This window comes from Hymenobacter lapidiphilus (genome assembly GCF_003417065.2).
GTDB lineage: Bacteria > Bacteroidota > Bacteroidia > Cytophagales > Hymenobacteraceae > Hymenobacter.
Genome location: NZ_QVLT01000011.1, coordinates 82,184 through 108,707, shown reverse-complemented (window position 1 = coordinate 108,707; position 26,524 = coordinate 82,184). Strand labels below are relative to the sequence as shown.

At 60.9% G+C, this 26,524-nt stretch carries 23 protein-coding genes; 12 read left to right on the top strand and 11 right to left on the bottom strand.

The genetic code is table 11. The features are described from left to right. Positions 1 to 11: 11 nt before the first annotated feature. The 4 genes from D0N36_RS08750 to D0N36_RS08735 all read right to left on the bottom strand — a co-directional run bounded on the left by D0N36_RS08750 (position 12) and on the right by D0N36_RS08735 (position 4,300). Complete coding sequence (locus D0N36_RS08750; RefSeq protein WP_116941016.1) at positions 12 to 2,210, bottom strand: tetratricopeptide repeat protein; 2,199 nt, start codon at positions 2,208 to 2,210, stop codon at positions 12 to 14. A 152-nt stretch (positions 2,211 to 2,362) separates the two neighbouring features. After that, on the bottom strand, positions 2,363 to 2,650 hold the full coding sequence (gene gatC, locus D0N36_RS08745; protein WP_116941015.1) for an Asp-tRNA(Asn)/Glu-tRNA(Gln) amidotransferase subunit GatC: 288 nt from the start codon (positions 2,648 to 2,650) through the stop codon (positions 2,363 to 2,365). Between the two features lie 75 nt (positions 2,651 to 2,725). Beyond that, the gene (locus D0N36_RS08740; RefSeq protein WP_190242585.1) at positions 2,726 to 3,568 is read right to left on the bottom strand and encodes a lysophospholipid acyltransferase family protein; all 843 of its coding nucleotides are present in this window, start codon (positions 3,566 to 3,568) and stop codon (positions 2,726 to 2,728) included. A 162-nt stretch (positions 3,569 to 3,730) separates the two neighbouring features. Next, positions 3,731 to 4,300 carry an NUDIX domain-containing protein gene (locus D0N36_RS08735; protein ID WP_116941013.1) on the bottom strand — a complete coding sequence of 190 codons (570 nt, stop codon included), beginning with the start codon at positions 4,298 to 4,300 and terminating at the stop codon, positions 3,731 to 3,733. A 383-nt stretch (positions 4,301 to 4,683) separates the two neighbouring features. Here D0N36_RS08735 and D0N36_RS08730 point away from each other — a divergent pair, with 383 nt between their 5' ends. Beyond that, positions 4,684 to 5,004 (top strand): hypothetical protein, encoded by a 321-nt coding sequence (locus D0N36_RS08730; protein ID WP_147320804.1) that lies wholly within the window; start codon positions 4,684 to 4,686, stop codon positions 5,002 to 5,004. A 175-nt stretch (positions 5,005 to 5,179) separates the two neighbouring features. After that, the gene (locus D0N36_RS08725; protein ID WP_116941011.1) at positions 5,180 to 5,755 is read left to right on the top strand and encodes a ribonuclease HII; all 576 of its coding nucleotides are present in this window, start codon (positions 5,180 to 5,182) and stop codon (positions 5,753 to 5,755) included. A 98-nt stretch (positions 5,756 to 5,853) separates the two neighbouring features. Here the strand turns inward: D0N36_RS08725 and D0N36_RS08720 are convergent, their stop codons facing one another. The 3 genes from D0N36_RS08720 to D0N36_RS08710 are packed head-to-tail and all read right to left on the bottom strand — an operon-like array spanning position 5,854 to position 8,262. Continuing rightward, complete coding sequence (locus tag D0N36_RS08720; protein WP_116941010.1) at positions 5,854 to 6,297, bottom strand: response regulator; 444 nt, start codon at positions 6,295 to 6,297, stop codon at positions 5,854 to 5,856. Positions 6,298 to 6,326: 29 nt separating this feature from the next. Beyond that, a complete protein-coding gene (locus D0N36_RS08715; RefSeq protein ID WP_116941009.1) occupies positions 6,327 to 7,862 on the bottom strand; it encodes a sensor histidine kinase in 1,536 nt (511 codons plus the stop codon). A 37-nt stretch (positions 7,863 to 7,899) separates the two neighbouring features. Then, entirely contained in the window at positions 7,900 to 8,262 is a 363-nt protein-coding gene (locus tag D0N36_RS08710; protein WP_116941008.1) for a CZB domain-containing protein, read from the bottom strand. 186 nt (positions 8,263 to 8,448) lie between these two features. On the opposite strand from D0N36_RS08710, the gene gcvT reads away from it, so the two are divergent. Both gcvT and D0N36_RS08700 read left to right on the top strand, forming a co-directional pair. Then, on the top strand, positions 8,449 to 9,555 hold the full coding sequence (gene gcvT / locus D0N36_RS08705; protein ID WP_116941007.1) for a glycine cleavage system aminomethyltransferase GcvT: 1,107 nt from the start codon (positions 8,449 to 8,451) through the stop codon (positions 9,553 to 9,555). 130 nt (positions 9,556 to 9,685) lie between these two features. Then, positions 9,686 to 10,411, top strand: coding sequence for a 2-phosphosulfolactate phosphatase (locus D0N36_RS08700; RefSeq protein ID WP_116941006.1), 726 nt, complete (start codon positions 9,686 to 9,688; stop codon positions 10,409 to 10,411). Positions 10,412 to 10,542: 131 nt separating this feature from the next. On the opposite strand, the gene aceA is transcribed toward D0N36_RS08700, so the two are convergent. Both aceA and aceB read right to left on the bottom strand, forming a co-directional pair. Then, positions 10,543 to 11,832 carry an isocitrate lyase gene (gene aceA / locus D0N36_RS08695; protein ID WP_116941005.1) on the bottom strand — a complete coding sequence of 430 codons (1,290 nt, stop codon included), beginning with the start codon at positions 11,830 to 11,832 and terminating at the stop codon, positions 10,543 to 10,545. Between the two features lie 237 nt (positions 11,833 to 12,069). Beyond that, complete coding sequence (aceB, locus tag D0N36_RS08690; protein ID WP_116941004.1) at positions 12,070 to 13,695, bottom strand: malate synthase A; 1,626 nt, start codon at positions 13,693 to 13,695, stop codon at positions 12,070 to 12,072. A 267-nt stretch (positions 13,696 to 13,962) separates the two neighbouring features. On the opposite strand from aceB, the gene D0N36_RS08685 reads away from it, so the two are divergent. Together D0N36_RS08685 and mltG are read left to right on the top strand one after the other, a co-directional pair. Next, positions 13,963 to 15,450, top strand: a complete 1,488-nt coding sequence (locus tag D0N36_RS08685; protein ID WP_116941003.1) for a helix-turn-helix domain-containing protein — start codon at positions 13,963 to 13,965, stop codon at positions 15,448 to 15,450. 47 nt (positions 15,451 to 15,497) lie between these two features. Continuing rightward, entirely contained in the window at positions 15,498 to 16,532 is a 1,035-nt protein-coding gene (gene mltG / locus D0N36_RS08680; RefSeq protein ID WP_116941002.1) for an endolytic transglycosylase MltG, read from the top strand. A gap of 155 nt (positions 16,533 to 16,687) precedes the next feature. On the opposite strand, the gene D0N36_RS08675 is transcribed toward mltG, so the two are convergent. Further along, a complete protein-coding gene (locus D0N36_RS08675) occupies positions 16,688 to 18,220 on the bottom strand; it encodes a hypothetical protein (RefSeq protein WP_116941001.1) in 1,533 nt (510 codons plus the stop codon). Positions 18,221 to 18,422: 202 nt separating this feature from the next. Here D0N36_RS08675 and dtd point away from each other — a divergent pair, with 202 nt between their 5' ends. From dtd to D0N36_RS08650, 5 genes are all read left to right on the top strand, one after another. Beyond that, positions 18,423 to 18,863, top strand: a complete 441-nt coding sequence (gene dtd, locus D0N36_RS08670; protein ID WP_116941041.1) for a D-aminoacyl-tRNA deacylase — start codon at positions 18,423 to 18,425, stop codon at positions 18,861 to 18,863. 76 nt (positions 18,864 to 18,939) lie between these two features. Then, entirely contained in the window at positions 18,940 to 19,266 is a 327-nt protein-coding gene (locus tag D0N36_RS08665) for a nucleotide pyrophosphohydrolase (RefSeq protein WP_116941000.1), read from the top strand. A gap of 229 nt (positions 19,267 to 19,495) precedes the next feature. Further along, a complete protein-coding gene (locus tag D0N36_RS08660) occupies positions 19,496 to 20,215 on the top strand; it encodes a WbqC family protein (protein WP_190242584.1) in 720 nt (239 codons plus the stop codon). A gap of 29 nt (positions 20,216 to 20,244) precedes the next feature. After that, entirely contained in the window at positions 20,245 to 21,153 is a 909-nt protein-coding gene (locus D0N36_RS08655) for a glycosyltransferase family 2 protein (RefSeq protein ID WP_242478853.1), read from the top strand. Positions 21,154 to 21,159: 6 nt separating this feature from the next. Then, positions 21,160 to 21,867 (top strand): formyltransferase family protein, encoded by a 708-nt coding sequence (locus D0N36_RS08650; protein ID WP_116940998.1) that lies wholly within the window; start codon positions 21,160 to 21,162, stop codon positions 21,865 to 21,867. A gap of 218 nt (positions 21,868 to 22,085) precedes the next feature. Here the strand turns inward: D0N36_RS08650 and D0N36_RS08645 are convergent, their stop codons facing one another. Beyond that, the gene (locus D0N36_RS08645) at positions 22,086 to 23,336 is read right to left on the bottom strand and encodes a ribonuclease D (RefSeq protein ID WP_116940997.1); all 1,251 of its coding nucleotides are present in this window, start codon (positions 23,334 to 23,336) and stop codon (positions 22,086 to 22,088) included. 228 nt (positions 23,337 to 23,564) lie between these two features. Here D0N36_RS08645 and D0N36_RS08640 point away from each other — a divergent pair, with 228 nt between their 5' ends. Continuing rightward, on the top strand, positions 23,565 to 26,519 hold the full coding sequence (locus D0N36_RS08640) for a SusC/RagA family TonB-linked outer membrane protein (RefSeq protein ID WP_242478852.1): 2,955 nt from the start codon (positions 23,565 to 23,567) through the stop codon (positions 26,517 to 26,519). Positions 26,520 to 26,524: the final 5 nt, after the last annotated feature.

The following is a 26,524-nucleotide window of genomic DNA, read 5'->3' as shown; positions in this document are numbered from 1 at the left end:
GGGCAGCGCCACTAATGGGGCGCCGTTTTCGCGGGCTTCCTGGAGGCGGCTGGCGGCCGGGGCGGGCAGGCCCTGGTCGAGCAGCCACAGGCCCTGCAGCTGCTGGTAGTAAGCCGAGCCGGCTCCCGAGCCGCTGGCCAGCGGCAGCAAGGCTTGTTGAGCAGCCACCGGCCGCCGCCATAGTGTTGCGTAAAGGCCCGTAGCAGCGTTAGCTGGTCAAGAAATGGAGCGTTGTCGGGGTTGGCGGCCAGGGCAGGCAGCAGCGCCAGCAGCGTGGTATCGTGCCGGGTGGCGCGGCCTAGGGCATCGTGATAAAGCCGGGCGAAGCGGGCGTCGTTGAGCGTCCGGGTAGTGTCGGGTAGGGGCGTGGGGGCCGCGGCAGATTTGCCGGTAAGCCGGGCCAGTAGCAGGGCATTGGCCTGTAAAGCAGCATTATCTGGGTCGGTGGTGAGGGCTTCCTGTACCAGCGCGGCGGCGCCGACCCAGTCCTGCTGTCGGATGCGGTAGGCCAGTTCGTTGGCGGCCAGCATGGCATCATCGGAGCCGGTGGCGGCGGTGGCGCGGGCGCGGTAGTGCGCTACCGAATCGGCCAGGGCGGAGCGGGAGTAAAGTTGGGCCAGATCGGCGTTGAGGGCGGCATTGGTGGGATTGGCCCGCAGCCCTTCCTGCAGCACAGCCAGGCGGTCGAAAAAGTCCTGTTGCTCGTTGTAGAGAGCGGCCAGGCGCAGCGAGATGCGGGGCGAGGGCCGCCGCGCCAGTGCCCGGCGCAGGATGTTGATTTCGTTCTGGCGCTGCAAACGGAAGCGGTAGAGCGCCGCCCGGCCCAGGCTGGCTTTGTGGTTGTGCTGGTCGAGCACGTCGCTTTCGGCGTAATAGCGCTCCGCCAGCAGGGCCCGCGACATATCATCGGGCGTCAGCTCACTTTCCAGCCGGGCCAAATCACCCAGGTTATTGTAGGCGCCGGCCTGCACCTGATCGAGCACGAAGAAATTGTTGCGCATGCTCACGCCCACCACGGCCACTATCCCCAGCGCGTACATGGCATAAAACGGAAACCGCCGGGGCTGAAACACCACGCGGTAAACAGCCTTTTTCTGGCGCAGCAGCGGCCCGAAATTCAGCAACACATAGATCAAAAATGCGCCGCCCAAGCCCAGCAACGCCAGAGCCGTGAAGTCGCGACCCGCCTGCAGCAGTGGGTCGTTGGCGGTGGCTAGGGCGTAGCCGAGCGTGCCGGCGGCCAGCAGCACCAGCACCAGTAGCAGGGTGGCCGCAGCCCCCGGCGGTACCCCGGCCGGCAGCGTGGCAGCACGGCGGCTTTGGCCCAGCCAGGCCACGGCCACGGCCGGCAGCAGCAGTAGGTATGGGTCGAGCTGGATGCCGGGCAGCACCAGCAGCTGGTTTTGGTTGAGGTAGTAAAGCAGCAGAATGCTTAGGTACAGGCCGCCGGCCAGCAGGAACGCCCACAGCCCGTAGCGGCCGGCGGGTGTATCGGCCTGCGTATTGACCCAGAGCAGGCCATGTACGTTTTCGAAGGCCACCCAGAGTACCAGCAGCGCAAATGCAACCGCCCCGGCCGTGGTGAAATAGGCGCTCAGGTGCAGGGCCGTATAATCGGCGGGGTTGGGATTTTGCAGAAATACCAGCAGCCCCAGGCCCGTCACCAGGGCAGCAAACGTACCTAGCCGCGTGGTAAAAGCTGTTTCGGGCCGAAAGGCGTGGAAGTAGTAGGCCGGCCCCACCAGCAGCACCAAGCTCAGGAGCAGCACATACTGCCTGCCGGTTTCGAACACGCCCAGCAGGTCGGCGTTGAGCGACATGAGCAGGAAGATAACCAGGGCCATTGCCGCCACAAAGTACAGCCGGCTCAGGGGGCTGACGGCCGCCAGAAGATAGGCCAGCGCTACGCCCAGCACCGCCACCAGCCCCAGCGCTGCCCCGGGTCGCAGAAACGGACCGGCCACGTCGTAGGTCTGGGTAACGAGGTAGCCGTTGGCCTGCACCGGCAGCCGGGCCAGCCCCACGGCCACCTCGGCCACGGTTGTGGGCACTGGCGTCAGCTGGGCTACGGGCTGCAGGGGCTGCACGGCATTCTCGGCCGTGAAGTAGTGCCAGCCGGCCAGCCCCAGGGCCAGCGCGGCGCACAAAGCCAGCAGCAGCAGCGGCCAGGGCCAGCGGCGAGTGCTCGGGGAGGGAACAGGCGAAGTCAAGCGGAGCGGGGGAGTGGGGTGAGGTTTTCAAAACGTCATGCAGAGCGAAGCGAAGCATCTCTGCTGCACGTTGCGGTTTCGTGGGCAACGTCAGCACGCGAGATGCTTCGCTTCGCTCTGCATGACGTTCTCTTAGCTAACAGCTAACGAGGCTACTCCAGCACTTTTGGTACCCGGAAGTAGTCGGAGTCTTTGCGCGGGGCGTTGCTCAGGCCGGCGGCGTGGCCGACGGTGTTGTGGGCTTCGTCGGGGCGCAGCACGTTAATTTCCTGGCTCAGGTGCACCAGTGGCTCCACGTCGGTGGTGTCGAGCTGGCGGAGCTGGTCCACCCAGTCCAGGATCTTGTTCAGGTCGCCGAGCACCTGCTGCTCGTTAGCGGAGTCGAATTCGAGGCGGGCCAGGTGGGCCAGGCCGCGCAGAGTAGCCAGGTCGGTGCTCATGGGAGCGGGGAGTTCAAAGGTGAAAAAAGCAGTTGGTAGCCGCAAGATACGGTCCTTCGGCCGGTTGTGTCCTGCTCAGCCAACCGGTTCGGGCTGGGCGGCGGCGGCGGCAGCAGGAGCCGCTTTGGTCCGGGCCGCCTGGGGGCGCCAGCTGCCGGGGCCGGGAATGCCGCCGGCTTCGGGCCGCAGGCCACTGGTAATAACCTCGAATACGTGCTGCTGCAGGGCGGGCGCATCGGCAGCGGTAAGGCCCGCCGTGCTGATGGGCGCATGCACCACGATGGCCAGCCGGGCCCAGCGCACCCGTAGCCCGCCCACATCGGGCAGAAACCGGTGGTTGAGCGGCATGGTGATGGGCACAATGGGTACGCCCGCAGCAATTGCCAGCTGAAAGGCGCCCTCCTTGAAAGGCTCCAGCTGCCGGCCGGGCTGGCTCGAAATCTGGCCTTCGGGGAAGATGATAACCGATCGGCCGGCCGCCAGCTCCTGGCGGGCCCGCACGATGGCCCGGCCCCGGCTCACGGCACTGTTGCGGTCGACGGTAATATAGGCGCGTCCGAAAATCGGCCCCCAAAGCGGGATTTTAGCCAGCGAGCTTTTGCCCAGCACGTTCGGGCCGCCCGGCAGGGTGCAGAACAGCAGCGGAATATCAATGAGGGAGCTGTGGTTGGCCAAATACAGGCAGGGCTGGCCCGGCGGCACTGTTTCGGTAGCCCGTACGGTTTCAACCGGCACGCCCCACATCAGAATAAAGAACCGCGACCAGGCTTTGTTGAGGGCCCGCAGGTAGGGCCAGCCCGCCGGCCAGTGGCTCAGGCCCCACTGCACCGGGTAGGTAACCACAAATGGCACCATGAACCAGAAGGTAGCCCAGGTGGTGTACAGGCGCTGGCCGATGTAACGAAGCGTATGCATCATAGCCGCGAAATTAAGGCGGATAGGTGGGTAAAGAATGCACGTCATTCAGAGTGCCGCGAAGAACCTCGCTTGCTGATGTCTGTGTACCGTTCCAAGGTCAGCCCGCGAGATTCTTCGCGGCGCTCTGAATGACGTTTTTTGCCAATCCAACCACTAACCACTCTACACGCCCAGCAGGCGGCCGGCTTTCAGCAGGCCGGCCACGCTCACGGCATCGGTAATGCGGCCCTCCATCACCAATTGCACGGCTTCGGCCAGCGGAAGCTTCCACAGGCGCAGGTCTTCGGTTTCTTCGGGCTCGGTGTCGCCCTGCTCCAGTTCCTGGGCCAGAAAAACGAACCCTTCCTCATCGGTTACCGAGTTGGATGTGTGCAAGCGCATGATGTTGGTCCAGCGGCGGGCGAGCAGGCCGGTTTCCTCGCGCAACTCGCGCTGGGCCGATTCGAGTACGTCGAGCTCTACCGGCCCGCCACCCATCGGAATTTCCCAGCTGTACTCGCTTAAGGGGTAGCGGTACTGGCCCACCAGCCAGGTATTGCCCTCGGCATCGACCGGCACAATACCCAATGCCTTATTCTTCATCGTCACGACGCCGTAGATGCCAGCCGTGCCGCCGGGCGTAATCACCTGATCCTCGCGCACCCGGATCCAGGGGTTCTGGTACTTGATTTCGGTGGCCTGCAACTGCCAGGGGTTGTGCGTTTCGTCGAAATCGGCGGCAGGGTTGGCCATAGAGGAAAAGTGAGGGAGCAGAAAGGGGTAAAGATACGACGGTAGAAAAATGTGTGGCCCTCGCTTATAGCCCACCGGGTAAAAACGCTCATTGAGCGGGTGAAACTTTCTATTGGGCCAAAAAATCCATTCTGCCCACGCAGTTCGTATACTTTTGACCTACTAATTATTCAGCGCTGGTAAGGTTTATGGAAAGGAAGGCTCTTACCGCGTAGTATTGGCATCATGGCAGCAATTAGTAGGGTGGATGAATGAAACGCTGCCAGCCAGTATGATCGAAAAGGCCGCTACCCAGGGTAGCGGCTTTTTTATTGCCCTTTTTTCTTGCTGGGCCCGGCCCGGCTGGGGCTTCGGCGCGGAACCGGGGCCAACCTCCCGCCAAAGTGGTGCGTAGGCTAGTACTGTCGGCCGTTCACATTCCGCCCGGCACCATTCCCACGATGGCCAACCAACCCAATAACCAGCCCGATAACAAGCAGCCCGACAAGTCGTTGCAGGAAGGCGACCCGCTATTCAACCTCAAGCATGCCGAAGCCGAGTCGGCGCTGGCCGAGAAAAACGGCGGCCTCGGCCCCGTAACCAACGTGTACATGACGGAGGATGAGGAGTCTAACGTTGATAATGGCCCGCGCGACAGCCAGGGTTCGCGTCGTGGCGAGCAGGACCCCTCCCGCGAGGGCTCCAATGCCGGTACGCACCAGTAGCCAGCGGCTGAGCCCCGGGGCTCCGTAAAACTACACGCCTTCCAGGCGTCAGTAAGGACCTTATTCCGGGGGAACCGGCCATCTTTGCGGCCATTCCCCCGGAACAAGGTTCTTTCTGTGTCAGGAGTAGGGCCGACTTTCCCGTGGCTCTCTGCCAAACTCATCAACGCCCCCTATGCTACTGGTTTCCTATACCGGCGCGCCGCTCGAAGCGGGCCTCGATGAAGCCGGGAGAGGCTGCCTGGCCGGGCCCGTTTTTGCGGCTGCCGTGCTGCTGCCGCCCGATTTTCGGTCGCAATACCTCAACGATTCCAAGCAGCTTACGGCACGGCGGCGCGAGCTGGTACGCACCGAAATCTGCCGCGAAGCCGTAGCCTGGGCCGTGGCCGAAGCCTCGGTGGCCGAAATAGCCACGCTCAATATTGCGCAGGCCAGCTACCTAGCCATGCACCGGGCCACCGACCAGCTGCGGCCCACGCCCGTCCATCTGCTCGTCGATGGCAACCGATTCCGGCCGCATCCTACGCTTCCCCACACCTGCATAGTAGGCGGCGACGGCCTCTACCGCCATATTGCGGCGGCCTCGGTACTGGCTAAAACCTTCCGCGACGACCGGATGCGGGAGCTGGCAGTTGCTCATCCGGCCTATGGCTGGGAGCAGAATGCCGGCTATCCTACGGCCGCTCACCGTGCTGCCATTCGGGAGCATGGCCCCACCGAACACCACCGAATGGGATTCCGGCTTCTGTAAAGCAACGGCTCGTATAAAATTGGGGTTACCAAAAAGCGGCAAAGCGGCTACCAGACGTATCTGATGGCCGCTTTGCCGCTTTTCGGTGGCTTTGGCTGTTAGCTCTTGAGCTTCAGCAGATCCAAAAACAGGCTGAATCCATCGACCGTAGTACCGCCTTCGCCGAACGTATCGAAGCTCAGAGGCTTGATGATGTAGCCGCTTACGGCTAAATGCTGGGCTTTAAGACGGTCGGTTTCCAGATCGGAAGTGGTGGTGATGAACACGTTCAGGTTCTGGAACTCGGGGTCGGCGCGCAGAATTTCCAGTAGCTCCAGTCCATTCATGCGGGGCATATTCAGGTCGAGCATTACTACGTGAGGGAGCGGAATGCGCACTTGGCCGCCTTCACCGCGCAGCAGGTCGAGGGCCTCGCGGCCGTTGCGGGCCACGTGCAGCGGCACGTTCACGTTGTTCTTGCGCAGCTCGCGCTGTACGTTCATGATGTCGAGCTGGTCGTCTTCGACAAGCAGAATGGCAGGTTGTTGGGAGGAGAAAGACATGGGCAGACAGAGCAGATTAAGGCAGTGGATTACTTGGCTATACGGGCAACCGGCTCCGAAGGGGGCATCAGGCGAGTTGGTACCCGCTTTGGCCAGGTGAAAATGAAGCTGGCTCCGGCCCCTTCGGCCGACTCGACGCGGATACTACCGCCCCGCCGCTCCACAATTTTCTTAACGATGGCCAGACCTACGCCGGTGCTTTCCAGCGTGTCGCGCTCGGTCAGGGTCTGGAAGATGATAAAGATTCGCTCATGGTACTCGGGGGCAATGCCCGGCCCGTTGTCGGTTATTGAGAAGGTGTAATAATCGGGCATTTCGACGCAACCGATGGCCACCCGGCCATGAGCCGGGTCGTGGTGGTACTTGGCGGCGTTGCTGATGAGGTTGGTGAATACCTGTTCGAGCTGAATCTGGTTGGTCTGCAGCGTGGGCAGGTAAAAAGGCAGCTCCACTTCGAAACCGGCCGGTAGCTCCAGCGAATCGATGATTTCGCGCAGCAGCTGGCGCACAAATACGGCTTCGTCGGCCTGGGGTGTGCGCGCCACCCGGGCCAGGTCGAGAATGCCGGTAATAAGGTGTTCCATGCGCCGCACCCGCGTGCGCATCAGCACCAGAAACTCGCGAATATGCTCCGGGATATTCTCGCCCAAATCCTCTTCAATCCAGCGCGAGGCCGTTTCGATGCCCCGTAGCGGCGCTTTTAAATCGTGCGATACCACGTAAGCAAACTGGTCGAGCTCCTGGTTGCGGCGCTCCAGCTGTCGGATAGTGGTGTTGATGGTGTCGGTCATGGTATTGAGCGACGTGGCCAGCTTGGTCAGCTCGTCCTGTTCCGTGTCCGGAATATGGGTCGCGTAGTCGCCGCCGGCAATGCGTTGGGCCTGGCCTACCATGCCGCCGATGCGCCGCGAAAGCTGCCGCACCAGATATGCGGCATACAGCAGCCCCAAAGCAATAGTGGCGAGCGTTACGCCCACCGACAGAATGCGGGTTTCGCGGATACTTTTCTGCAGGCGCAGGCGCTGCTGGCGACGCGACAGAGCCTCCGACTGGTCGAATTCGACAAACAGCACCCGAACCTGATCCATGAGCACCTTGCCCGTAAGGTCAGAGGCCAGGTTGGCGTGCTCAAGGCCGCTGATGCCAATCTGGTCGGGGTTGCGGCGCAGGGCTTCGCGCTTCTCACCAATGAGCAGGTGCGAGTAGGAGTTCCACTGCTCGAACAGCCGCTGAGCCTGCTGCAGCCGCCGGAACTGCTGCCCGGCCACCGGCATCTCGTTGCGCAGGCTGGCAAAGCGGCCCAGCAGCCTTCGTTCGCCCTCGTAGTAAGGCGTCAGCAGCACCTCATTGTTGAGCAGCAGGTAGCCCCGAAAGCCCGCCTCCATATCGATGATGTTGCGCAGCAGCGAGGTGGCCTCGTTGGTAATTCGCTGCGAGTTGGCTACCCGCTGCGAATTGCGCAGCACAGCCCGCGAGAGCTGGTAGTTGAGAAATACCACGCCCGCGAAAAGCGCCGAAATTGCCAGAAACCCTGCAAAGAGCTTGGTAGAGAGCTTAAGTTTCATGGGGTGGGGGAGGGAACGAGGACGGGTATCCGGCGGCTTATGCTGCCCGCACCCGGGTTTCTATGGTGTGCAGCAATGCCACAATATCATCGGCGAGCTTGTTGATCTGGCTTAGTCCGGCCGTGGCCGCGTCGGGCTGGCCGGCCAGGCGCAGGTCCATCAGGCGGCTTCCTTCCACATGAATGAGCCGGTGCAGACGGTCGAGCTCGTGAGTTTCGGGCAGGTGGCCGTACGCAGGCAGGGCGCGCAGGGTTATCCACTCGCCCATGGCGCACTGCTCGGGGTCGCGGATGGGGCCCTGGGCCGTGTCGCTGCCATAAAGGAAGGAGCGCAGCTTCGACTTGAAGAGCAGGTGCCGGATGCGGGCTGCATCGAATTCTTGTTTCAGGTCGTCGTTCATTCAGGAAAAGAGGCCGCCAAGTGGTTGAACACCGGCGCGGCAGACCAGCAGCCGGGGCGGCGCTGAGCCAAAGATAGACAACCGGCGACGGACCAGCCGGCCATAATTGGCTACTTTCGCACCACCGTCGGATGGCCCCAATATGCCCCTTCCGGCCGGCTCGTTTCACCTTCCCACCTCACTTTCATGTCCGATACGCTCAAAACCGTTCCGCTCAACGACGTTCACCAGCAGCTCGGGGCCAAAATGGTGCCCTTCGCCGGCTACAACATGCCCGTGCGCTATTCCTCCGACCTCGACGAGCACCACACCGTGCGCCGGGCCGTGGGCATGTTCGACGTTTCGCACATGGGTGAGTTCCGGGTGCGCGGCCCCCAGGCCCTGGCCCTCATCCAGCGTGTTTGCAGCAACGATGCCAGCAAGCTCGTGCCCGGCAAAGCCCAGTACAGCTGCCTGCCCAACCAGACTGGCGGCGTAATCGACGATTTGCTGGTATACATGCTGGCCGAGGAAGACTACCTGCTCGTCGTTAACGCCTCCAATATCGAGAAGGACTGGAACTGGATCAAGCAGTTCAATACCGACGGCGCCGACATGCAGAATGTGTCGGATGAGCTGAGCCTGCTGGCCGTGCAGGGCCCCAAGGCCGCCGCCGCCCTGCAAAGCCTCACCGATGCCGACCTAAGCGCCATTCCGTACTACTCGTTCGTGCAGGGCACGTTTGCCGGCGCGCCGGATGTCATCATTTCGGCCACCGGCTACACTGGCGCGGGCGGCTTCGAGCTGTACGTGCCCAACGCTTACGCCAAGCAGGTGTGGGACGCCGTGATGGAAGCCGGCCAGCCTCACGGCCTGAAGCCCATCGGCCTAGGGGCCCGCGACACGTTGCGCCTCGAAATGGGCTACTGCCTCTACGGCAACGACATCACCGACGAAACCTCGCCCCTGGAAGCCGGCCTGGGCTGGATTACCAAGTTCACCAAGGAGTTCACCAACTCCGAAAACCTAAAGGCCGAAAAAGCCGCCGGCGTGGAGCGCAAGCTGGTCGGCTTCCTGATGGACGGCCCCGGCATCCCGCGCAGCCACTACCCGCTGGTGAATGAGGCCGGCGAAACTATCGGCGAAGTAACCAGCGGCACCCAGTCGCCGAGCCTGAGCAAGGGCGTGGGCCTGGGCTACGTGCAAACCGCGCTGGCCACGCCCGGCACCCCGATTTTCGTGCAGGTACGCGGCAAAAACCTGCCCGCTAAGGTGGTCAAGCTGCCCTTCGTACCCGGCACCGAGGAGGTTTAATAGTTGTCAAGAACGAAGTAGGGGCGGGGCTTGCCCCCGCCCGCCGTTGAACGATTACCGGTGCAGCGGTGCGAACGGCGGGCGGGGGCAAGCCCCGCCCCTACATCGTGCTTATATTTACAGCTGATTCATGCCTACTCTCGACATCTGTTTCTCCCCTGAACTACTGCCGCTCTATAACCTGGAAGGCAAAGTGGCGGTGGTAGTCGATGTGCTGCGGGCCACCTCCAGCATCGTAACGGCGTTGGCCGCGGGCGTAACTTCCGTGGTGCCCTTCAGCGAGCTGGACGAGTGCCGGGCCCAAGCCGCGCACGGCTACCTGACGGCTGCCGAGCGCGACGGCCGCCAAGCCGAGGGCGTGGACCTGGGCAACTCGCCCTTTGGCTATCTCGATGGGAAAGTAGCCGTGCGGGGTCGGGCCGTAGCCCTCACCACCACCAACGGCACCCGTGCCCTGCACCTGTCGGCCGCCGCCGATGAAATCGTGGTTGGCGCCTTCCTCAACCTGGGGGCCGTAGCCAACCATCTGCGCCGCCTGAACAAGGATGTCGTAGTCGTCTGCGCCGGCTGGAAAGGTCTGTTCTGCCTCGAAGACACGTTGTTCGGCGGGGCCCTGGCCGCCCGCCTCCAAGCCGATTTCGATACCACCAGCTCCGACGCCACCCTAGCTGCCCTCGACCTCTGGGCCGCCGCCGAACCCGACCTGGCCGCCTACCTGCTCCGCTCGGCCCATGTGCGCCGCCTCAACGGTCTTGAGGCTCACCAGGACATGGCCTTTTGCATCCGCCAGGACGAATACGACCTTGTGCCAGTGTTCAAAGATGGCCACATTAAATCACTGATTTTCGCTGATTAAGCGTGATTTCGCTGATTTCTGACGTTGATAGGTAAACCAAAGGGCCGCTCCTAGCCAGGAGCGGCCCTTTGGTTTAACAGATGGATTTAGCAGAACGTAAAATCAGAGAAATCACGCTTGATCAGCGAAAATCAGTGATTATTGAATTGCGCTTCCTCGGTGCTGCCGACCAGGGCGCCGGTGCTGCCGCGGCCGGCCGTTACCACGTTCTGCACGGCGTCGAAGTAGCCGGTGCCCACGAAGCTCTGGTGCTTCACGGCCTTGAACCCCTTCTTCTGGAGGGCAAACTCGCGCTCCTGGAGTTCCGAGTAGCCGGCCATGCCCCGCTCGCGGTAGGCTACGGCCAACTCGAACATGCTGGTGTTGAGGGCGTGGAAGCCGGCCAACGTGATGAACTGGAACTTGTAGCCCATGGCGGCCAACTCTTCGCGGTAGGTTTCCATTTCGGCCACGCTGAGCTTGGCGGCCCAGTTGAACGAGGGCGAGCAGTTGTAGGCCAGCAGCTTGCCGGGGAACTGGGCGTGGATGGCCTCGGCAAACTGGCGGGCCTGCTCTAGGTCGGGGTGCGAGGTTTCCATCCAGATCAGGTCGGCGTAGGGGGCGTAGGCCAGGCCGCGGGCAATGCCGGCCTCCAGGCCACAACGCACCCGGAAAAAGCCTTCCGAGGTGCGTTCGGCCTCTTCCAGCACGAAGGGCTGGTCGCGGGGGTCAATGTCGGAGGTGAGCAGGTCGGCGGCGTCGGCGTCGGTGCGGGCCACTACCAGCGTGGGCACGCCCATCACGTCGGCAGCCAGGCGGGCGGCTACCAGCTTGTTGATGGCTTCCTGGGTGGGCACGAGCACTTTGCCGCCAAGGTGGCCGCACTTCTTGGCCGACGACAGCTGATCTTCGAAATGCACGCCGGCAGCCCCGGCATCAATCATCATCTTCATCAGTTCAAACGCGTTCAGATTGCCCCCGAAACCAGCCTCCGCATCGGCCACAATGGGTACCAGCCAGTGCACGTCGCCCTCGCCCGACACACTCTGAATCTGGTCGGCGCGCAGCAGGGCGTTGTTGATGCGGCGCACCACGGCCGGTACCGAGTCGGCGGGGTAGAGGCTCTGGTCGGGGTACATCTGGCCCGAGTTGTTGGCGTCGGCCGCCACCTGCCAGCCGGAGAGGTAGATGGCGTTGAGGCCCGCCTGCACCTCCTGCACGGCTTGGTTGCCGGTGAGAGCCCCCAGCCCGGCCACGTACTGCTCGGAGTGCAGCAGCTGCCACAACCGCTCGGCCCCGTTGCGGGCCAGCGAGTACTCAATAGTAACCGAGCCGCGCAGCTTCAGCACGTCCTCGGCGGTGTAGGGGCGGATGATGCCTTTCCAGCGGGAATTCGTGGCCCAATCCTGTTCAATGGCGGTAATGCGTTGCTGCTTGTTCATGGTAGTAGTGGGTTGGAGGTGAAAAGTATGGGCAAAGCGGGGCCTGGCGGGGCAAAAGCAGTGCTTTGCCCCGGTAAGGGAAACCTGGAGAACTGGAAGAGAATATTAGCCCAGTGTAGGGGCGGGGCTTGCCCCCGCCCGCCGTTGGACGGTGGTCGTTGTTTTAATGTGGTAGTCAACTGTTCAACAGCGGGCGGGGACAAGCCCGCCCCTACACCGTTTTAACTAACCGGCCTGCTATGCCAGCTGCTCGTAGGCTGGCAGGGTCAGGAACTCGATGAACTGCTCGCTCATCACCAGCCGGTCGAAGAGGCGGGCGGCTTCCAGGTATTTGCCCTGGGCGTATATCTCGTCGCCGATTTCCTGCCGGATGGCTTCCAGCTGGGCCGGTAGCAACTCGCGGTACAGCGCCACGGTCAGCGGGCGGCCGTCGGCCAGCTGGGTGCCGGGCGTGTGCAGCCACTGCCACACCTGGGCCCGCGAAATTTCGGCGGTGGCCGCGTCTTCCATCAGGTGATGGATCGGCACGCAGCCGTTGCCCCGCAGCCACGATTCGAGGTAGCGCACGGCCACATCGAGGTTGAGGCGCAGGCCGGCCTCGGTGATGTCGCCCGTCGGAGCCTGCACCAAGTCCTGGGCCGTCACTTGGACGTCGTCGCGCTTATTGTCGATTTGGTTGGGCTGGGGCATCAGCTCGTTGAAGACCTCCAGCGCCACCGGCACCAGGCCAGGGTGGGCCACCCAGGTGCCGTCGTGGCCGGCGCGGGCCTCGCGCACCTTGTCCTGGCGGACTTTCTCGAGAGCCCGCTCGTTGGCTTCGGGGTCGTTTTTGATGGGAATCTGGGCCGCCATACCGCCCATGGCGTGCACGCCGCGGCGGTGGCAGGTTTGCACCACGAGCTGGGAGTAGGCGCTCATGAACGGCACCGTCATGGTCACGGCGGCGCGGTCGGGCAACCGGAATTCGGCCCCCAGCCCCAGCCGCTTGATGTAGCTGAAAATGTAGTCCCAGCGGCCGCAGTTGAGGCCCGCCGAGTGCTCGCGCAACTCCCACAGAATCTCGTTCAGCTCGAAAGCGGCCGGCAGCGTCTCAATCAGCACCGTGGCCTTGATAACGCACTTGGGCATTTTCAGCGACCATTGCGCGAAGCCGAACACGTCGTTCCAGAGGCGGGCTTCGAGGTGGCTCTCGATTTTGGGTAGGTAGAAATAGGGCGCCGTACCGCGGGCGCACAGCTCGTGGGCGTTGTGGAAGAAGTAGAGGCCGAAGTCGAACAGCGAAGCACTTACTGGCTCGCCATCCACGAGCAGGTGCTTTTCGAGCAGGTGCCAGCCGCGGGGGCGCACCATGAGCACGGCGGTTTGCTCATTGAGCTTGTACTCTTTCTGGGGCGTGCTGATGGAAATGGTGCGGCGCACGGCGTCGCGCAGGTTGCGCTGGCCCTCCACCACGTTGGCCCAGGTGGGCGAGGTCGAGTCTTCGAGGTCGGCCATGAACACCTTGGCGCCCGAGTTCAGGGCGTTGATAATCATTTTGCGCTCGGTGGGGCCGGTTATTTCCACTCGCCGGTCGAGCAGGTCGTCGGGCAGCGGGGCTACGGTCCAGGGCTTTTCGCGGAGCATCCGGGTTTCGGGCAGGAAGTCGAACGCCTCGCCGGCTGCCAGCCGCTGCTGCCGCTGCTCGCGACGCTGGAGCAGCGCCCGGCGGGTACCCTCGAAGCGGCGGTGCAGCTCGGCTACGAAAGCCAGCGCCGAGGGCGTCAGGATTTCGGCGTAGGCGGGCGAGTATTCGCCCGTTACCTGCACCCGCTCGGGGGTGCGGTAGGTGGGGGCTAGGATCTGGGGCTCGGCGAAAGGCGACATAAGCGGCGGGGTTGAAGTAGACGACAGGAAAGCTGCCCGGAAGCAGTGCATCAAATGTATAAAAGCGAATTTAATCAAACAAGCGAATATTCGCTAATTTTTAATCGGGTCCGCAAAACCGTAGATTTGTGGGCTTACGGCGTAAAAAAAGGCGGTAGTAAGTGCCACCGAGGTATGGGGCGTCAGCGAATAGGCTCTTTCATCCTCTGTTTCCCGGCTGGCGCAAAGCCCGGTTTTTCTGCTTCACACCAATTTACCAGCTCCTATATGTTAAGCCACGGCCAGGTTGTACGCTTGATTTTTGGGCTGAAGCTGCGCGAACTGCGGCAGGAGCGGGGCCTGACGCCCGCCGAAATGGCCCGCGCCTGCGACGTGTCGGTCTCCTACCTCAACGAGATTGAGAAGGGCAAGAAATACCCCAAGGCTGATAAGATTCTGAGCCTGAGCAAGGTGCTGGGCGTGAGCTACGACCAGCTCGTGTCGCTGACGTTGAGCCGGCGGCTCGAACCCATTTCCGAGCTGCTGCAGTCGGATTTGCTCAAGGAGTTTCCGCTGGAAATGTTCGGCCTCGACCCGCTGCGCATTGTGGAGCTGATTGCCAACGCGCCGGCCAAGATGAACGCCTTCATCAGCACGCTCTTCGAGATTGCGCGCAACTACGAGATGCGCCAGGAAAACTTCTTCCTGGCCGCGCTGCGCTCTTTTCAGGAGATGCACGACAACTACTTCGAGGAGCTGGAGCAGGACGCCCGCACTTTTGTAGTGGAGCACAGCCTAGCTGCTGCCGAGCCGCCCGACCGGACTGAGCTGGAGCGGGTGCTCACCGAGCAGTACGGCTACACCCTCGACCGGGACGGGCTGGCCGGATACGCGCATCTGGGGCGGCTGCGGTCGGTGTTCCAGCCCAAGTCGCGGCGGTTGTTGCTGCGCCAGGGCCTGAGCGGGGCCCAGGAGGGCTTCGTGCTGGGCCGCGAGCTGGCCTTCAACTACCTCAACCTGAAAGACCGGCCCTACGTGAATGCCTCGTTTCCGGTGCGCTCGTTCGACGAGGTGCTCAACAACTTCAAGGCCTCGTACTTTGCCGGGGCGCTGCTGATGGACGAGGAAACGCTGGTGCGCGACCTGACGGCCCTGTTTGCCGCCAAAACCTGGGAGCCGGCCGCGCTGCTGGCTCTGCTCACGCGCTACGACGTGTCGCCGGAGATGTTCATGCAGCGCATCACCAACCTGCTGCCCCGCCATTTTGGGCTGCAGAGCCTGTTTTTCCTGCGCTTCGACCAGGCCAATGCCTCGGCCGACTACCGCCTGACCAAGGAGCTGCACCTCTCGCGCCTGCACAACCCCCACGGCAACGAGTTGCACGAGCATTACTGCCGCCGCTGGATTTCGGTGCGGCTGCTGGCCGAGCTGCGTCAGCAGCCCCTGGCTACCGGGGCGCCGGCCTACACGCTCGGCGCCCAACGCTCGCGCTACCCCAACGGCGACGAGTACCTGTGCTTGACGCTGGCGCGGGCCGGCACGGCCATTGAGCCCGCCGTGAGCGTGACCGTGGGCCTGCTCGCCAACGACACGCTGCGCCAGAAAGTAGGCTTCCTCGATGACCCAGCCATTATTGTCAAGGAAGTCAACGAAACCTGCGAGCGGTGCACTATCCCCGACTGCGAGGTGCGCGCCGCTGCCCCACTTGAAGTGGAGCGCCGCCAGCGCCAGCAGGAGCTGCAGGACGCCATTGCGGCGTTGGTGAACGAGGTGTAGGGAAAGTGAAAAAAACACTGGATTCCGGACCTCATAATCATCACACAATGCGCAGATTCTGGCTTATTTTCCTGCTGGCGTTCAGCACCCTGATTCTGGTGGGGCTGGGCGCGGCGTGGTGGCTGCTGCAGCGGCCCAACGTGCGCGAATCGGCCTTCGGGCCGGCCTACCTGTATATCGGTACGGGGGCGGATTACGGCGCCGTGCTCGATTCGCTGCGCCACCACGAGCTGCTGAAGGATGAGCAGACTTTCGACCGGGTGGCCCGCTGGTACAACTATCCACAGCACGTGCAGCCCGGCCGCTACCAGTTGCGGTCCGAACTGGGCAACCGGGCGCTGGTAGAAATGCTGGCCCGCGGCGAGCAGGACACGGTGGCTTTCACGCTGAACGCGTTCAAGTACAAGCCCCAGCTGGCCCGGCAGCTGGCCCGCACCTTTGAGGCCGATTCGGTGGATCTGCGCCGCCTGCTCAACGACAACGCCTACCTGCAGCGCCGCTACCAGCTCGATACTACCACGATACTCACGCTGTTCCTGCCCGGGCCCTACCGCCTGCTCTGGAACTCCTCGGCCCCGCAGCTGCTCGACTCGGCCGCCGCCACCCACGCCCGGTTCTGGACGCCCGAGCGCCGCCGCCGGGCCGATTCGCTGGGCCTCTCGCCCACCCAGGTGCACGTACTGGCCAGCATCGTGCAGCGCGAAACCGCCAAGCCCACCGACAAACCCATCATTGCCGGGGCCTACCTCAACCGCCTGCGCACCAACATGCGCCTGCAGGCCGACCCGACGCTACTCTGGGCCATTGGCAATTTTGGGGTGAAGCGGGTGCTCAACAAGGACAAGCTGGTGGATTCGCCCTACAACACCTACCGGCACAAAGGCCTGCCGCCCGGCCCCATCACGTCGGCCAACCGCCAGAGCCTCGACGCCGTGCTGCGCCCCACCCGCCACAAGTTCGTGTTCTTCTGCGCCCGCCCCGACGGCAGCGGCTTCTCCGATTTCGCCGAAACCTACGCCGAGCACCTGCAGAACGCCCGCCGCTACCAGCGCCGCCTGGACAGCCTGGGGGTGAAGCGGTAGGTAGTGAGAAGTGAGAGGAGAGAAAAGGCACGTCATTCTGAGCGAAGCCGAAGAATCTCTACTGCAATGCTAACTCGCTTAGCCCCAACGAATCGGTAGATATTCTTCGACTTCGCCTCCGGCTTCGCTCAGAATGACGTGCCTTTTATCACCTTTCACCTCCTCTCACTTCTCACTATCTCATACACCCGCAGCTGGGCCGTGTCTTGGCGGGCTTGCTGCTGCAGGTGCAAGGTTTGCTGGTAGCTGAGGCCGGTGAATTCGGAGTGCTCCAGAAAAAGCAGGGGGGAGGTGAGGGCAGGCTCAGGCCAGGCCGCCAGCGGCGGCTGGCTGCGCAGTGAGTCGAACTGCCGCACGTTGGTCACGCGCCAGTAGGCATCGAGCAGCACGTAGTGGTAGCCCTGGCGGGCCAAGGCGGGCAGGGCCTGCTCGCTTATTATGGAGCGCACGGTATCGGGGTGGAAGGGGGCCAGGGCCAGGCCTACGGTGCTGGCCACGGGGCCGCCGCCGTGGGCCGCAAGCCACGCGGCCACGGCCGGATAGCTGCTGGGCCGGGCGTAGGCGTACACTTCGCGCTGAAGCCGGTAAAGGTTGCCGGCCAGAACCGCCAGCAGCAGCGCCGCCAACGCCGGAGCCGGTAGCTGCCGGCCGCGCCAGGGCCGCGCCAGCATCAGTAGGCCCAGCGCGTACCAGAGCCCGTAGGCCCACAGCAGCCCCCGCGGCGCTTTCAGCAGCAGCGACATGCCCGCCAACAGGCACCAGCCCCACACGGCCAGATACAGCTCGGGCGGCAACGGTTGGCCCCGCTTGAGCCGACCAGCCCGCCATTGCGGCCCCAGCAGCGCCAGCGGCCCCAACAGCCCCACCCACACCAGCCACGATTCAAAATCGAGCAGGAAACGCAGGTAGTACAGCAAATCGAGGTGCAGCGTGGCGGTGCGGCCGGCGGCGTTGGCGGCCCCGGGGAATAGGATGCTGTAGTACACGGCTACCCAGGCGTACCAGCGCAGCCCCGCCAGCCAGCCCACCGCGCTCAGCACTATAAATGGCGCGGCCAGCAGCAAGCCCACGCGCCACCAGCGGCCCCGGTGCAGTAGCAGCCCATCGGCCCGCCACCATTCCAGTACGGCCAGAATAGGCAGCGTCAGCAGAAATTTGTAGTTGAAGCTCAGGCCCAGCAGCAGCCAGATGGCAGCCCGATAAAGCGTGGCTGAGCTGGGCTCCCGGAGCCGCCGGTAGTAGGCGCCCAGCAGCCCGCTGAAACACAGCAGGCTGCCGGAACTCATCGTAAAGTCGCGGCCGCCGTAGGTGAGGAAGGTGGCCGTACCCATGAGCAGCGTGAGCAGACCGGTTTGCCAGCCCGGCAGCCGGGTTTCGCGGGCCACAAAGGCCGCCAGCAGCCCCACGGCCGCCAGGGCCAGCAGTGCATTGAGCACCAGAAACACCCGGTAGTCGGAAGTAAACCAGGCTACCGGCGCGTAGAGCAGCATGAACAGCGGGCTGGCGTGCCGGAACAGGTGGCGCAAGTCGCCGGCCGCCACTTCCTGCACAATCTGCCAGTTGCGCACCGAGTCGAAGTCGGGCAGCGCGCCCTCGGTGAGGCCATGCAGGCGCACCGGCACCAACAGCAGTAGTGCGAAGCCGAGGTAGTAAGACTGTTGCCGTGAGAGGGTGAGCGTGCTGTTCAACGGGCGCTGTTTAAAGCAGGAAAAACCAAGTCAGCAAAGAACGTCATTCAGCGCGAAGCGAAGAATTTCGCGTAGGGGCATATAACGACCGCAACAACGATTCGGGCGTCATTAAGTGCTTCGCGCTGAATGCCGTTCTTTGCTGGCCCGAAAACCGCCCTTCAAGCACTGGCAGCACATAAAACTCACCCCCTCACCGCCCATGCGCCTTGTACTCCAGCGCGTCCGCCACGCCCGTGTTAGCGTGGAGGGCCGCGTTACCGGCCAGATTGGCCCCGGCCTGCTGGTGCTGGCCGGCTTCGCCCCCGACGATAATGCGGCCATTCTCGACCGGCTGGCCCGCAAAATGGTGCAGCTGCGCATCTTCGCCGACGAAGAAGGGAAGATGAATCGCTCGGTGCAGGATGTGGGCGGCGAAGTGCTGGTAGTAAGTCAGTTTACGCTGCTGGCCGATACCCGCAAGGGCAACCGTCCCAGCTACATCGGGGCGGCCCCGCCGCCGGTGGCCGTGCCCCTCTACGAGCAATTCGTGCAGGTAGTAGCCGAGCTGCTGGGCCGCCCCGTGGCCACCGGCGAGTTTGGGGCCGATATGCAGGTGGAGCTGCTCAACGACGGTCCCGTAACCATTGTGCTTGACAGCTGATTATTTTAATGTGCTGATAAGTTGACGATTGCACGCCCATCAGTACATCAATCCACCACTCCAAAAAACCGAACCCATGACCATAGCCGAGGCCCAGCAAACCGTAGACGAGTGGATTAACACCACTGGCGTCCGGTATTTCAACGAGCTGACCAATATGGCCATGCTCACGGAGGAAGTGGGCGAGGTGGCCCGCATCATCGCCCGGCAGTACGGCGAGCAGTCGTTCAAGGAGTCGGACAAGGACAAGGTGCTGGCCGACGAGCTGGCCGATGTGCTGTTCGTGGTCATCTGCCTGGCCAACCAAACTGGTATCGACCTCACTGATGCCCTGAACCGCAACCTGGCTAAGAAAACCCAGCGCGACGCCACCCGCCACCAGCAGAACGAGAAGCTCTTCTGAGAAGTGAGAGGTCATTGGCGATAGTGATTACCTCCGCTGCTTCATTAGTGCTGTAAATTGAGCCTATATATAACCGTTTAGCAAATGGTGAAACCTGCCAGATGAAGCGACGCAGGTTTGCGTTTACTCGTTGAACGACACACTAATTCGGTTCAACTAGTTGATGAATGATATGTGAATTTGCTTGAGTAAAATATTGCTCAACTTGTTCTGTTGATATTATCAGGTCATGATAAAAAAAATTGCTATTCTGCAGTCAAACTATATACCTTGGAAAGGGTATTTTGATTTGATTAATTCCGTAGATGAGTTTATTATGTACGATGAAATGCAGTATACTAAAAATGATTGGCGCAACCGTAACAAAATCAAGATTGGTCAAGAAATATCTTGGTTAACCATTGCGGTGCGGCAAGAGAGGTTAAGCCAAAAAATCAATCAAATACAAGTGTTTGATCCGAAGTGGGCTGTTAAACATTGGCGAACATTGGCGCAAACGTACGCTAAAGCCCCGTATTTCGACCAATATAAAGATGAGTTGGAAGCACTTTACCACACCCCAGGTTTTACCAATTTAAGTCAGATTAACAGCGCCTTTATTCGCGCTATCTGTGGCTGGCTGGGTATCACTACCAAGCTAAGCTGGTCGACCGACTATCAGTTGGGTGAAGGTAAAACGGAACGTTTGGTGCAGCTGGTGCAGGATGCAGGCGGTACTGATTACGTTTCGGGGCCAGCGGCGCGCAACTACCTCGATGCGGCCCTTTTTGCTCAGGCTGGCATCGGGCTGCACTGGATGGATTACAGTGGCTACCCCGAATACCGGCAACTGGGTCGGGGTGCGTTTGAGCATGGAGTTTCGGTGTTGGATTTACTCTTCAACACTGGTCCAGATGCGCCAAAATATATGAAAAGCTTTGTGCAACCAGATGTTGTGTCCGTTGCCTGATGTACGTCCGACTACAGTACTCGGTGGTGGTGCCCACCTACCGCGGGCAGGACACCATCCGCCCACTGACCCAGCAACTAGACCAGTTTTTCTGTGCTGCCGGGCTGAGCTATGAAGTTATTTTTGTGAACGACTGCGGTCCTGACCATTCGTGGTGCGTGATGCAGGAAGTACAGGCCGAGTTTGGTTCCGAACGGGTAAAGATTGTGCGTTTGGCCCGCAACTTCGGTCAGCACAATGCCCTGATTTGCGGCTTTTCACATGCCCAGAGCGATTTTATCGTTACGATGGACGAGGACTTACAACATAGTCCGGCCGACGTTGGGCTGCTGCTTGCCAAGCAGACTGAAGGCGATTATGATGTGGTATATGGCCGCTACGACGCTTTACAACACAGTGGCTTCCGGAATTTTACCTCCCGGATGCTCAAGAAGCTGCTAGCAATAGGTATTCCGGGCCTGCACCCCGATTTTACGGCCTTCCGGCTGATTCGGGCCGCCATTGCCCGTTATTGCCTGGATATGACCAACTCGTATACTTTCTTGGATGGTTACCTGACCTGGATAACCCAAAGTGTGGGCGTGGTTACCGTTGGGCATCACGAACGGGCCGCCAGACAAAGCTCCTACACGGTTGGCAAACTCATTGAGCACTCCATCAATATTTTCGTGACGTTTTCGGACCTGCCGGTGCGGCTGCTTTCGCTCACTTCCGTGGTGGTGTTTGTGCTCATGACAACTTATTCACTATATATTCTGGCTCGCGAGTTATTTTTAAATGATTTGACTCCAGGCTTTCCAAACCTCATCATCATGCTAGGTTTTGGCGTGGGGTTACTTTTACTGGGAATGGGTATTTTGGGCGAATACATTCACCGCATCAATTTGAAAACTACCCGCCGGCCTAATTTTGTAGAGCGAGAAACATTTGTAAATTAAGCCACTATGAAATCAGTCAGGATAGTGTTTTTAATCTCCGGCAACGGCGGAACACTTAAGGTTGTTCATCAGGCCAACCAACGGCTACAACTGGGCTTAGATATAGTAGCCGTGCTAGCAGACCGTCCTTGTGGTGGTCTTGACTATGCCCGGTCGGTTGGTCTGCCGGCAAAACAACTAGCCTATACGCGCAAAAGCCCCTTCGCTTTACGAGAAGCGCTGCTGGAAGCCGCTCCCGATTTTGTCGTAACAAACATTCATAAAATAATTGATGCTGAAACGCTGGCCCTGCTCCCCCCCGGTAGTTTTATCAATCTGCATTATTCGCTGCTGCCGGCATTCAAAGGAGTTATTGGTATGGAAACAGTGGCCCAGGCCAAAGCGTTAAACCTGAGCATTATCGGGGCAACCTGCCACGAAGTGGAGGAAGAAGTTGACAACGGGCGATGCCTGGCTCAATTCGCATTGGGCGTGGACTGGCAGCGTGACACGTTAGAAGAAGTGTACGAGCTGGTATTTCGGGGAGCGGGGCTGGTGCTGCTGCAGGGGCTGCTAACACAGGCTGGAAGGGAGCCGCTACCGCTAATATCGGCAGCAAATTGGCCGCACTCAATCCTGTTTTCTCCAAGACTGTGCTTCAACTCATCGCAGCTAGATGAAGCTTTCTGGCAAGAGATAAAAGGATTGGGGACTGTTCAGCCGGCAGTTGAATAGTTGCGCTCAGCCACTAATCCGTGGTTTTGGGATTGTGCAGTCGAAACGGGCTGTGAGCTATGGCAGCTTGATTGGAGTATATGGGCTCGAACTGGTGCAGTAAGTAGCAGCGGAAGCCAAGACGTCTCGCTGCCCGTCTTAACTAGCCCACTTCAGACGACTTTCTGTTGACTTTTTTGGGTCAACAAAAAGTCGTCTCACCCCTTACTTCTCCTGTCTTACTTCTCGAAGGGTGCCGCAATGCGGGCAAAATCCAGGTTATGCTGCTGGGCGGTTTCGGCGAGTAGCTGGTGCTGCCAGGGGCGCAGGACCTGGTCGGCGCCCTGCTCGATGATGTCGTTGATGAGGCGGTTACTGAGCACGAGGTTGGCCATGATAGGGCTGTGGTCGGCAGCCAGTTGGGTTTTGAGCGTGGTCAGCAGGGCTTCACGGGCGTCGGCCTCGGCGGCTTTGGCCCCGCTCAGGCGGCGGCGCGACGGGAAGCCGCGCCGGTCGGCGGGCAGTGGCGGCTCGGGCGCCCGGTCCTCCTGGCTCAGGGCCACAAGGCGGTCGGCGAAGGTGCCGCGCTTGAGCTCGGGGTGCAGGCCGTTGGCGTTGCGCAGGTGGCCGGTGCTGGTAACGGGCAGGCGCGTGAGCTCGGCCAGCCGGTCGTTGCTGGCAATCATGTACGACGGCCGGTCGATATGGCGGGCTACCTCATCGCGCAGCATAAATAGGTCGCGGAACATGGGCAGCTCGATGGGCTGAATGCGGTATTTGCCGGCCAAGCGCATGTAGGGCCGCTCGTCGCGCGAGTAGCGCACTTCTTCAAGAGCCTCGTTTTCCTGCTCGGCCCAACTCGTGCGGCCCAGGGCGGCCAGCTTGGTGCTGAGCCGGTCAGTTAGCTCGAACAGATACAGCACGTCGTTGGCCGCGTACTGCTTCTGGGCCTCGGTGAGGGGGCGCTTGAGCCAGTTCGATTTCTGCTCGCCTTTGTCCACCTCCAGGCCCAACTCCTCCTGAATGAGGCGGCCCAGCGAGATGTTGTTGTCGGCTTCGGCCAGCAGCGTGTGCTGCACACTGGTATCCACGATGTTGCGCACGTGTACGCCGTAGAGCTCGTCGAGCAGCAGAATATCGGATTTACAGCTGTGAAACACGGTGGTAATGGCCGGGTCACGCAGCACCTGCCAAAGCGGTTCCAGGTCCAGGGCCTCGTTCTCCAGCTCCAGTGGGTCAATCAGGTAAACGGTCTGGCCATCGAACACCTGAATCAGGGCCAGATGGCGGCCGTAGCGGTAGCGCATGTCGTCGAACTCCAGGTCGAGGGCAACGCGGGTGCTTTGGTGCAGGTTGCGGGCCGCGTCGGCCACGGCCGATGCGTCCGTGATAAACTGAATATCGGGCATTAAGTAATCGGCAAGAATGACAGCCCGCACGAGCTGGCGGGCAATGGAAGTAAAGGTAGGTAGCGGGCGGCGTTTGGCCATAAATATGAGTAGTTGAGCCTAAAACAGTTGCGTTTTTGATAAAATATATTGCTTATTGCAGATACCTTGCAGTCCTCTCAGAATCCAGACCACTTCAGTGGTTGGATTTTGGTCTCGGCAGCAGCGCCCGGCATTGCGCCCCGGCCCCGCCCCGATGCTGTGGCTGCTTCACTTTAGCTGCCTCTCTGGGAGGTCCTCCGCATGAGAAAAAACTACTTATTCCCTCTGATGGGAGGATTGCTGCTGACTGCTGGCACGGCCGTTGGACAGACCCGCGCCGTGAGCGGCCGCGTAACAGATGCTACCGGCGCGGGTTTGCCGGGAGTAACGGTTCTGGAGCAGGGCACATCCAACGGTACAAGTACCGATGCTGGTGGCTCTTTTACCTTAGCAGTGCAACCCGGCGCCACGCTAACGGTTAGCTCCATTGGCTTCGAAACTCAAAATGTAGCAGTAGGTAGCCAGTCCAGCGTGGCCGTCACGCTCAAAACCAACGCTACCCAACTCGGCGAAGCCATCATTGTAGGGTACGGTACGCAGGTGAAACGCGAGCTGACTGGGGCAGTAACCCAGCTCGGAAGCAAAGACGTAGAGAACGTACCTGTGGTCAGCTTTGAGCAGGCTATTCAGGGACGTACGCCGGGCGTGCAGATCAACCAGACCAGCGGCAAGCTGGGTGCCGGGGTGCAGATTCGGGTGCGGGGTTCTTCTTCCATCACGGCCTCCAACCAGCCACTTTATGTAATAGACGGTATTCCCGTCACGTCACAGGACGTGGGCTCGGCCTCGGGTGAGCCGCTTAACCCGTTGGCTGACATCAACCCCAGCGACATTGAAAGCATCACGATTCTGAAAGATGCCGCTTCGTCGGCTATTTATGGGTCGCGCGCTTCCAATGGCGTGGTGCTGGTGACCACCAAGCGGGGCCGCGCCGGCGACACGCGCGTGAGTGTGGGAGCCTACTACGGGCGGTCGGAAGCAACCAAGCTGCGCAAGTTTCTGAACGCGGATCAGTACAAGGAGCTATTCGCCGAAGCCGCCACCAACGTGGGCTATACCAACCCGGCCGAGGCGTTTGAGGAGAATGGACTTGACTTCGACTCACCATTCGATACACCTTGGTCAGATCTGGCATTCCGTAAGGGCTCGGTGCAGCAGTATGATGTGAGTGTATCGGGAGGCGACGCTAAAACGCGCTTTTTCCTGAGCGGCTCCTACAGCGACCAGGAAGGTATCATCATCGGCAACCGCTACCGTCGCGGGTCGTTGCGGGCCAATCTCGACCACTCGCTGAGCGAAAAGGTGCGCATCGGACTCAACCTCTCGCTCACCCGCTCCGTCAACGACCGGGTAGCCGACGACAACGCCTTCTCCAACCCGGTGCAGCTCAACGCACTACCGCCCATTCAGTCGAACATCGATGTCACCGATCCAACCGGTCTCAACCGCAACACACTCTACTATAATGCGTTGTTGCAGGTAGATAACGCCGAGAACCGCTCCGGCAACTACCGCTCGTTCGGCAATGTGTCGTTGGCTTACGAACCCATCAAGGGGCTGACTTTCCGGACCGAAAACGGCTACGACTTCCTCAATCTCAACGAGCGGATTTACCAGGGCCTTTATACCGAAGATGGGGCACCAACCGGTTACGGCTACCAAAACCAACTTCAGGGCATCAATTATACCACCAACAACACTGTTACTTGGCTTAAAACCTTGGGCGAAGAGCACACGCTTGAGGCTCTGGGCGGTTTCTCGTTCCAGCGCTTCGACCAGCAGAACAACTCCTCCGAAGGACGGGGCTTTCCCAATGACCAATTCAAGCGTATTGCATCGGCCGCCCGCATCACGGCAGCCAGCAGTGCCGGTACCGGCTATACATTCCTCTCGTACCTGACGCGCGTCAACTACACGTTCCGCAACCGCTACCTGGCCTCGGTCAGCGCCCGCCTTGATGGATCGTCGCGCTTCAGCCCCGGCAACCAGTATGGGGTGTTCCCGGCTGCTTCGCTGGGCTGGATCATTTCGGACGAAGGTTTCCTGCAGGACAATAATGTTCTCTCGTTCCTCAAAATCAGGGGTAGCTATGGTTTAACGGGTAACTCCGAAATCGGCAACTTCTCGTCGCGGCGCTTGTACTCGGCTGTTCCTTATGCTGATGTGGCCGGTATTCAGCCTACTGGCCTGGGCAACCCCGACCTGACTTGGGAAACAACCACCCAGGCAGATATTGGGGTGGAGTTTGGGTTCCTCGACGGCCGTATCTCGGGCGAAGTGGATGTGTACGAGAAAATCACCAACGACCTGCTGCTCGACCTGCAGCTGCCTTACACCGGTGGGTATCCTGTCGTGACGCGCAACATCGGCGATTTGCGTAACCGGGGCATCGAGTTCAGCCTCAACACCCGCAACCTGGACAAGGATTTTAAGTGGCAGACCAACTTTAACCTGAGCATCAACCGCAATGAGATTACCAACCTTAACGGGCAGGAAATTATTGCCGGCGGCCGTAACCTGGGCCGGGTGCGGGAAGGGGAACCGATTGGCGTGTTCTGGGGTAAGAAATTTGCCGGTGCTGACCCAGATAACGGCGACGCCCTCTACTACACGGCCGACGGGGGCACTACCAACGACTACTCGGCTGCGGTTGAGCAGAAGCTGGGCGACCCCAACCCTGACTTCACGGGCGGTCTGACGAATACTTTCAGCTTCAAAGGCTTCGAGCTAAGCATTCTCAACCAATTCGTTTCGGGCAACGACATTTATAATATTGGCGGAGTGTTCCAGTCAGTCAACGGCGACTACTTCGACAACCAGACCCTCGACCAGCTGAAGCGCTGGCAGAATCCTGGCGACATGACCAGTGTCCCACAGGCGCGCCTCTACGACGGAAATGGCACGGCGCCTTCTTCGCGCTGGATTTCGGGCGGCTCCTTCTTCCGGTTCAAAAACGTGACGCTGGGTTACACGCTGCCTGCCAGTCTGCTGAAGGTCGGTGGTGTTCGGTCGGCGCGGGTGTACGTGACGGCCCAAAACCTGTTCACCATCACCAACTATGATGGCTACGACCCAGAAGTAAACACCACGGCGTTCGGCCGCCCCAGCTACTTGCTTGGGCATGACTTCTATACGCCGCCGCTGGCTAAAACCTGGATCATCGGGTTCAACCTGGGATTTTAGGCCTT

Excerpts from the sequence above, each read along its gene's own strand:
- gatC (WP_116941015.1), bottom strand. The coding sequence starts at position 2,650 with ATGAGCACCGACCTGGCTACTCTGCGCGGCCTGGCCCACCTGGCCCGC.
- D0N36_RS08740 (WP_190242585.1), bottom strand. The coding sequence starts at position 3,568 with ATGATGCATACGCTTCGTTACATCGGCCAGCGCCTGTACACCACCTGG.
- D0N36_RS08735 (WP_116941013.1), bottom strand. The coding sequence starts at position 4,300 with ATGGCCAACCCTGCCGCCGATTTCGACGAAACGCACAACCCCTGGCAG.
- D0N36_RS08725 (WP_116941011.1), top strand. The coding sequence starts at position 5,180 with ATGCTACTGGTTTCCTATACCGGCGCGCCGCTCGAAGCGGGCCTCGAT.
- D0N36_RS08720 (WP_116941010.1), bottom strand. The coding sequence starts at position 6,297 with ATGTCTTTCTCCTCCCAACAACCTGCCATTCTGCTTGTCGAAGACGAC.
- D0N36_RS08715 (WP_116941009.1), bottom strand. The coding sequence starts at position 7,862 with ATGAAACTTAAGCTCTCTACCAAGCTCTTTGCAGGGTTTCTGGCAATT.
- D0N36_RS08710 (WP_116941008.1), bottom strand. The coding sequence starts at position 8,262 with ATGAACGACGACCTGAAACAAGAATTCGATGCAGCCCGCATCCGGCAC.
- gcvT (WP_116941007.1), top strand. The coding sequence starts at position 8,449 with ATGTCCGATACGCTCAAAACCGTTCCGCTCAACGACGTTCACCAGCAG.
- D0N36_RS08700 (WP_116941006.1), top strand. The coding sequence starts at position 9,686 with ATGCCTACTCTCGACATCTGTTTCTCCCCTGAACTACTGCCGCTCTAT.
- aceA (WP_116941005.1), bottom strand. The coding sequence starts at position 11,832 with ATGAACAAGCAGCAACGCATTACCGCCATTGAACAGGATTGGGCCACG.
- aceB (WP_116941004.1), bottom strand. The coding sequence starts at position 13,695 with ATGTCGCCTTTCGCCGAGCCCCAGATCCTAGCCCCCACCTACCGCACC.
- D0N36_RS08685 (WP_116941003.1), top strand. The coding sequence starts at position 13,963 with ATGTTAAGCCACGGCCAGGTTGTACGCTTGATTTTTGGGCTGAAGCTG.
- mltG (WP_116941002.1), top strand. The coding sequence starts at position 15,498 with ATGCGCAGATTCTGGCTTATTTTCCTGCTGGCGTTCAGCACCCTGATT.
- dtd (WP_116941041.1), top strand. The coding sequence starts at position 18,423 with ATGCGCCTTGTACTCCAGCGCGTCCGCCACGCCCGTGTTAGCGTGGAG.
- D0N36_RS08665 (WP_116941000.1), top strand. The coding sequence starts at position 18,940 with ATGACCATAGCCGAGGCCCAGCAAACCGTAGACGAGTGGATTAACACC.
- D0N36_RS08660 (WP_190242584.1), top strand. The coding sequence starts at position 19,496 with ATGATAAAAAAAATTGCTATTCTGCAGTCAAACTATATACCTTGGAAA.
- D0N36_RS08650 (WP_116940998.1), top strand. The coding sequence starts at position 21,160 with ATGAAATCAGTCAGGATAGTGTTTTTAATCTCCGGCAACGGCGGAACA.
- D0N36_RS08645 (WP_116940997.1), bottom strand. The coding sequence starts at position 23,336 with ATGGCCAAACGCCGCCCGCTACCTACCTTTACTTCCATTGCCCGCCAG.
- D0N36_RS08640 (WP_242478852.1), top strand. The coding sequence starts at position 23,565 with ATGGGAGGATTGCTGCTGACTGCTGGCACGGCCGTTGGACAGACCCGC.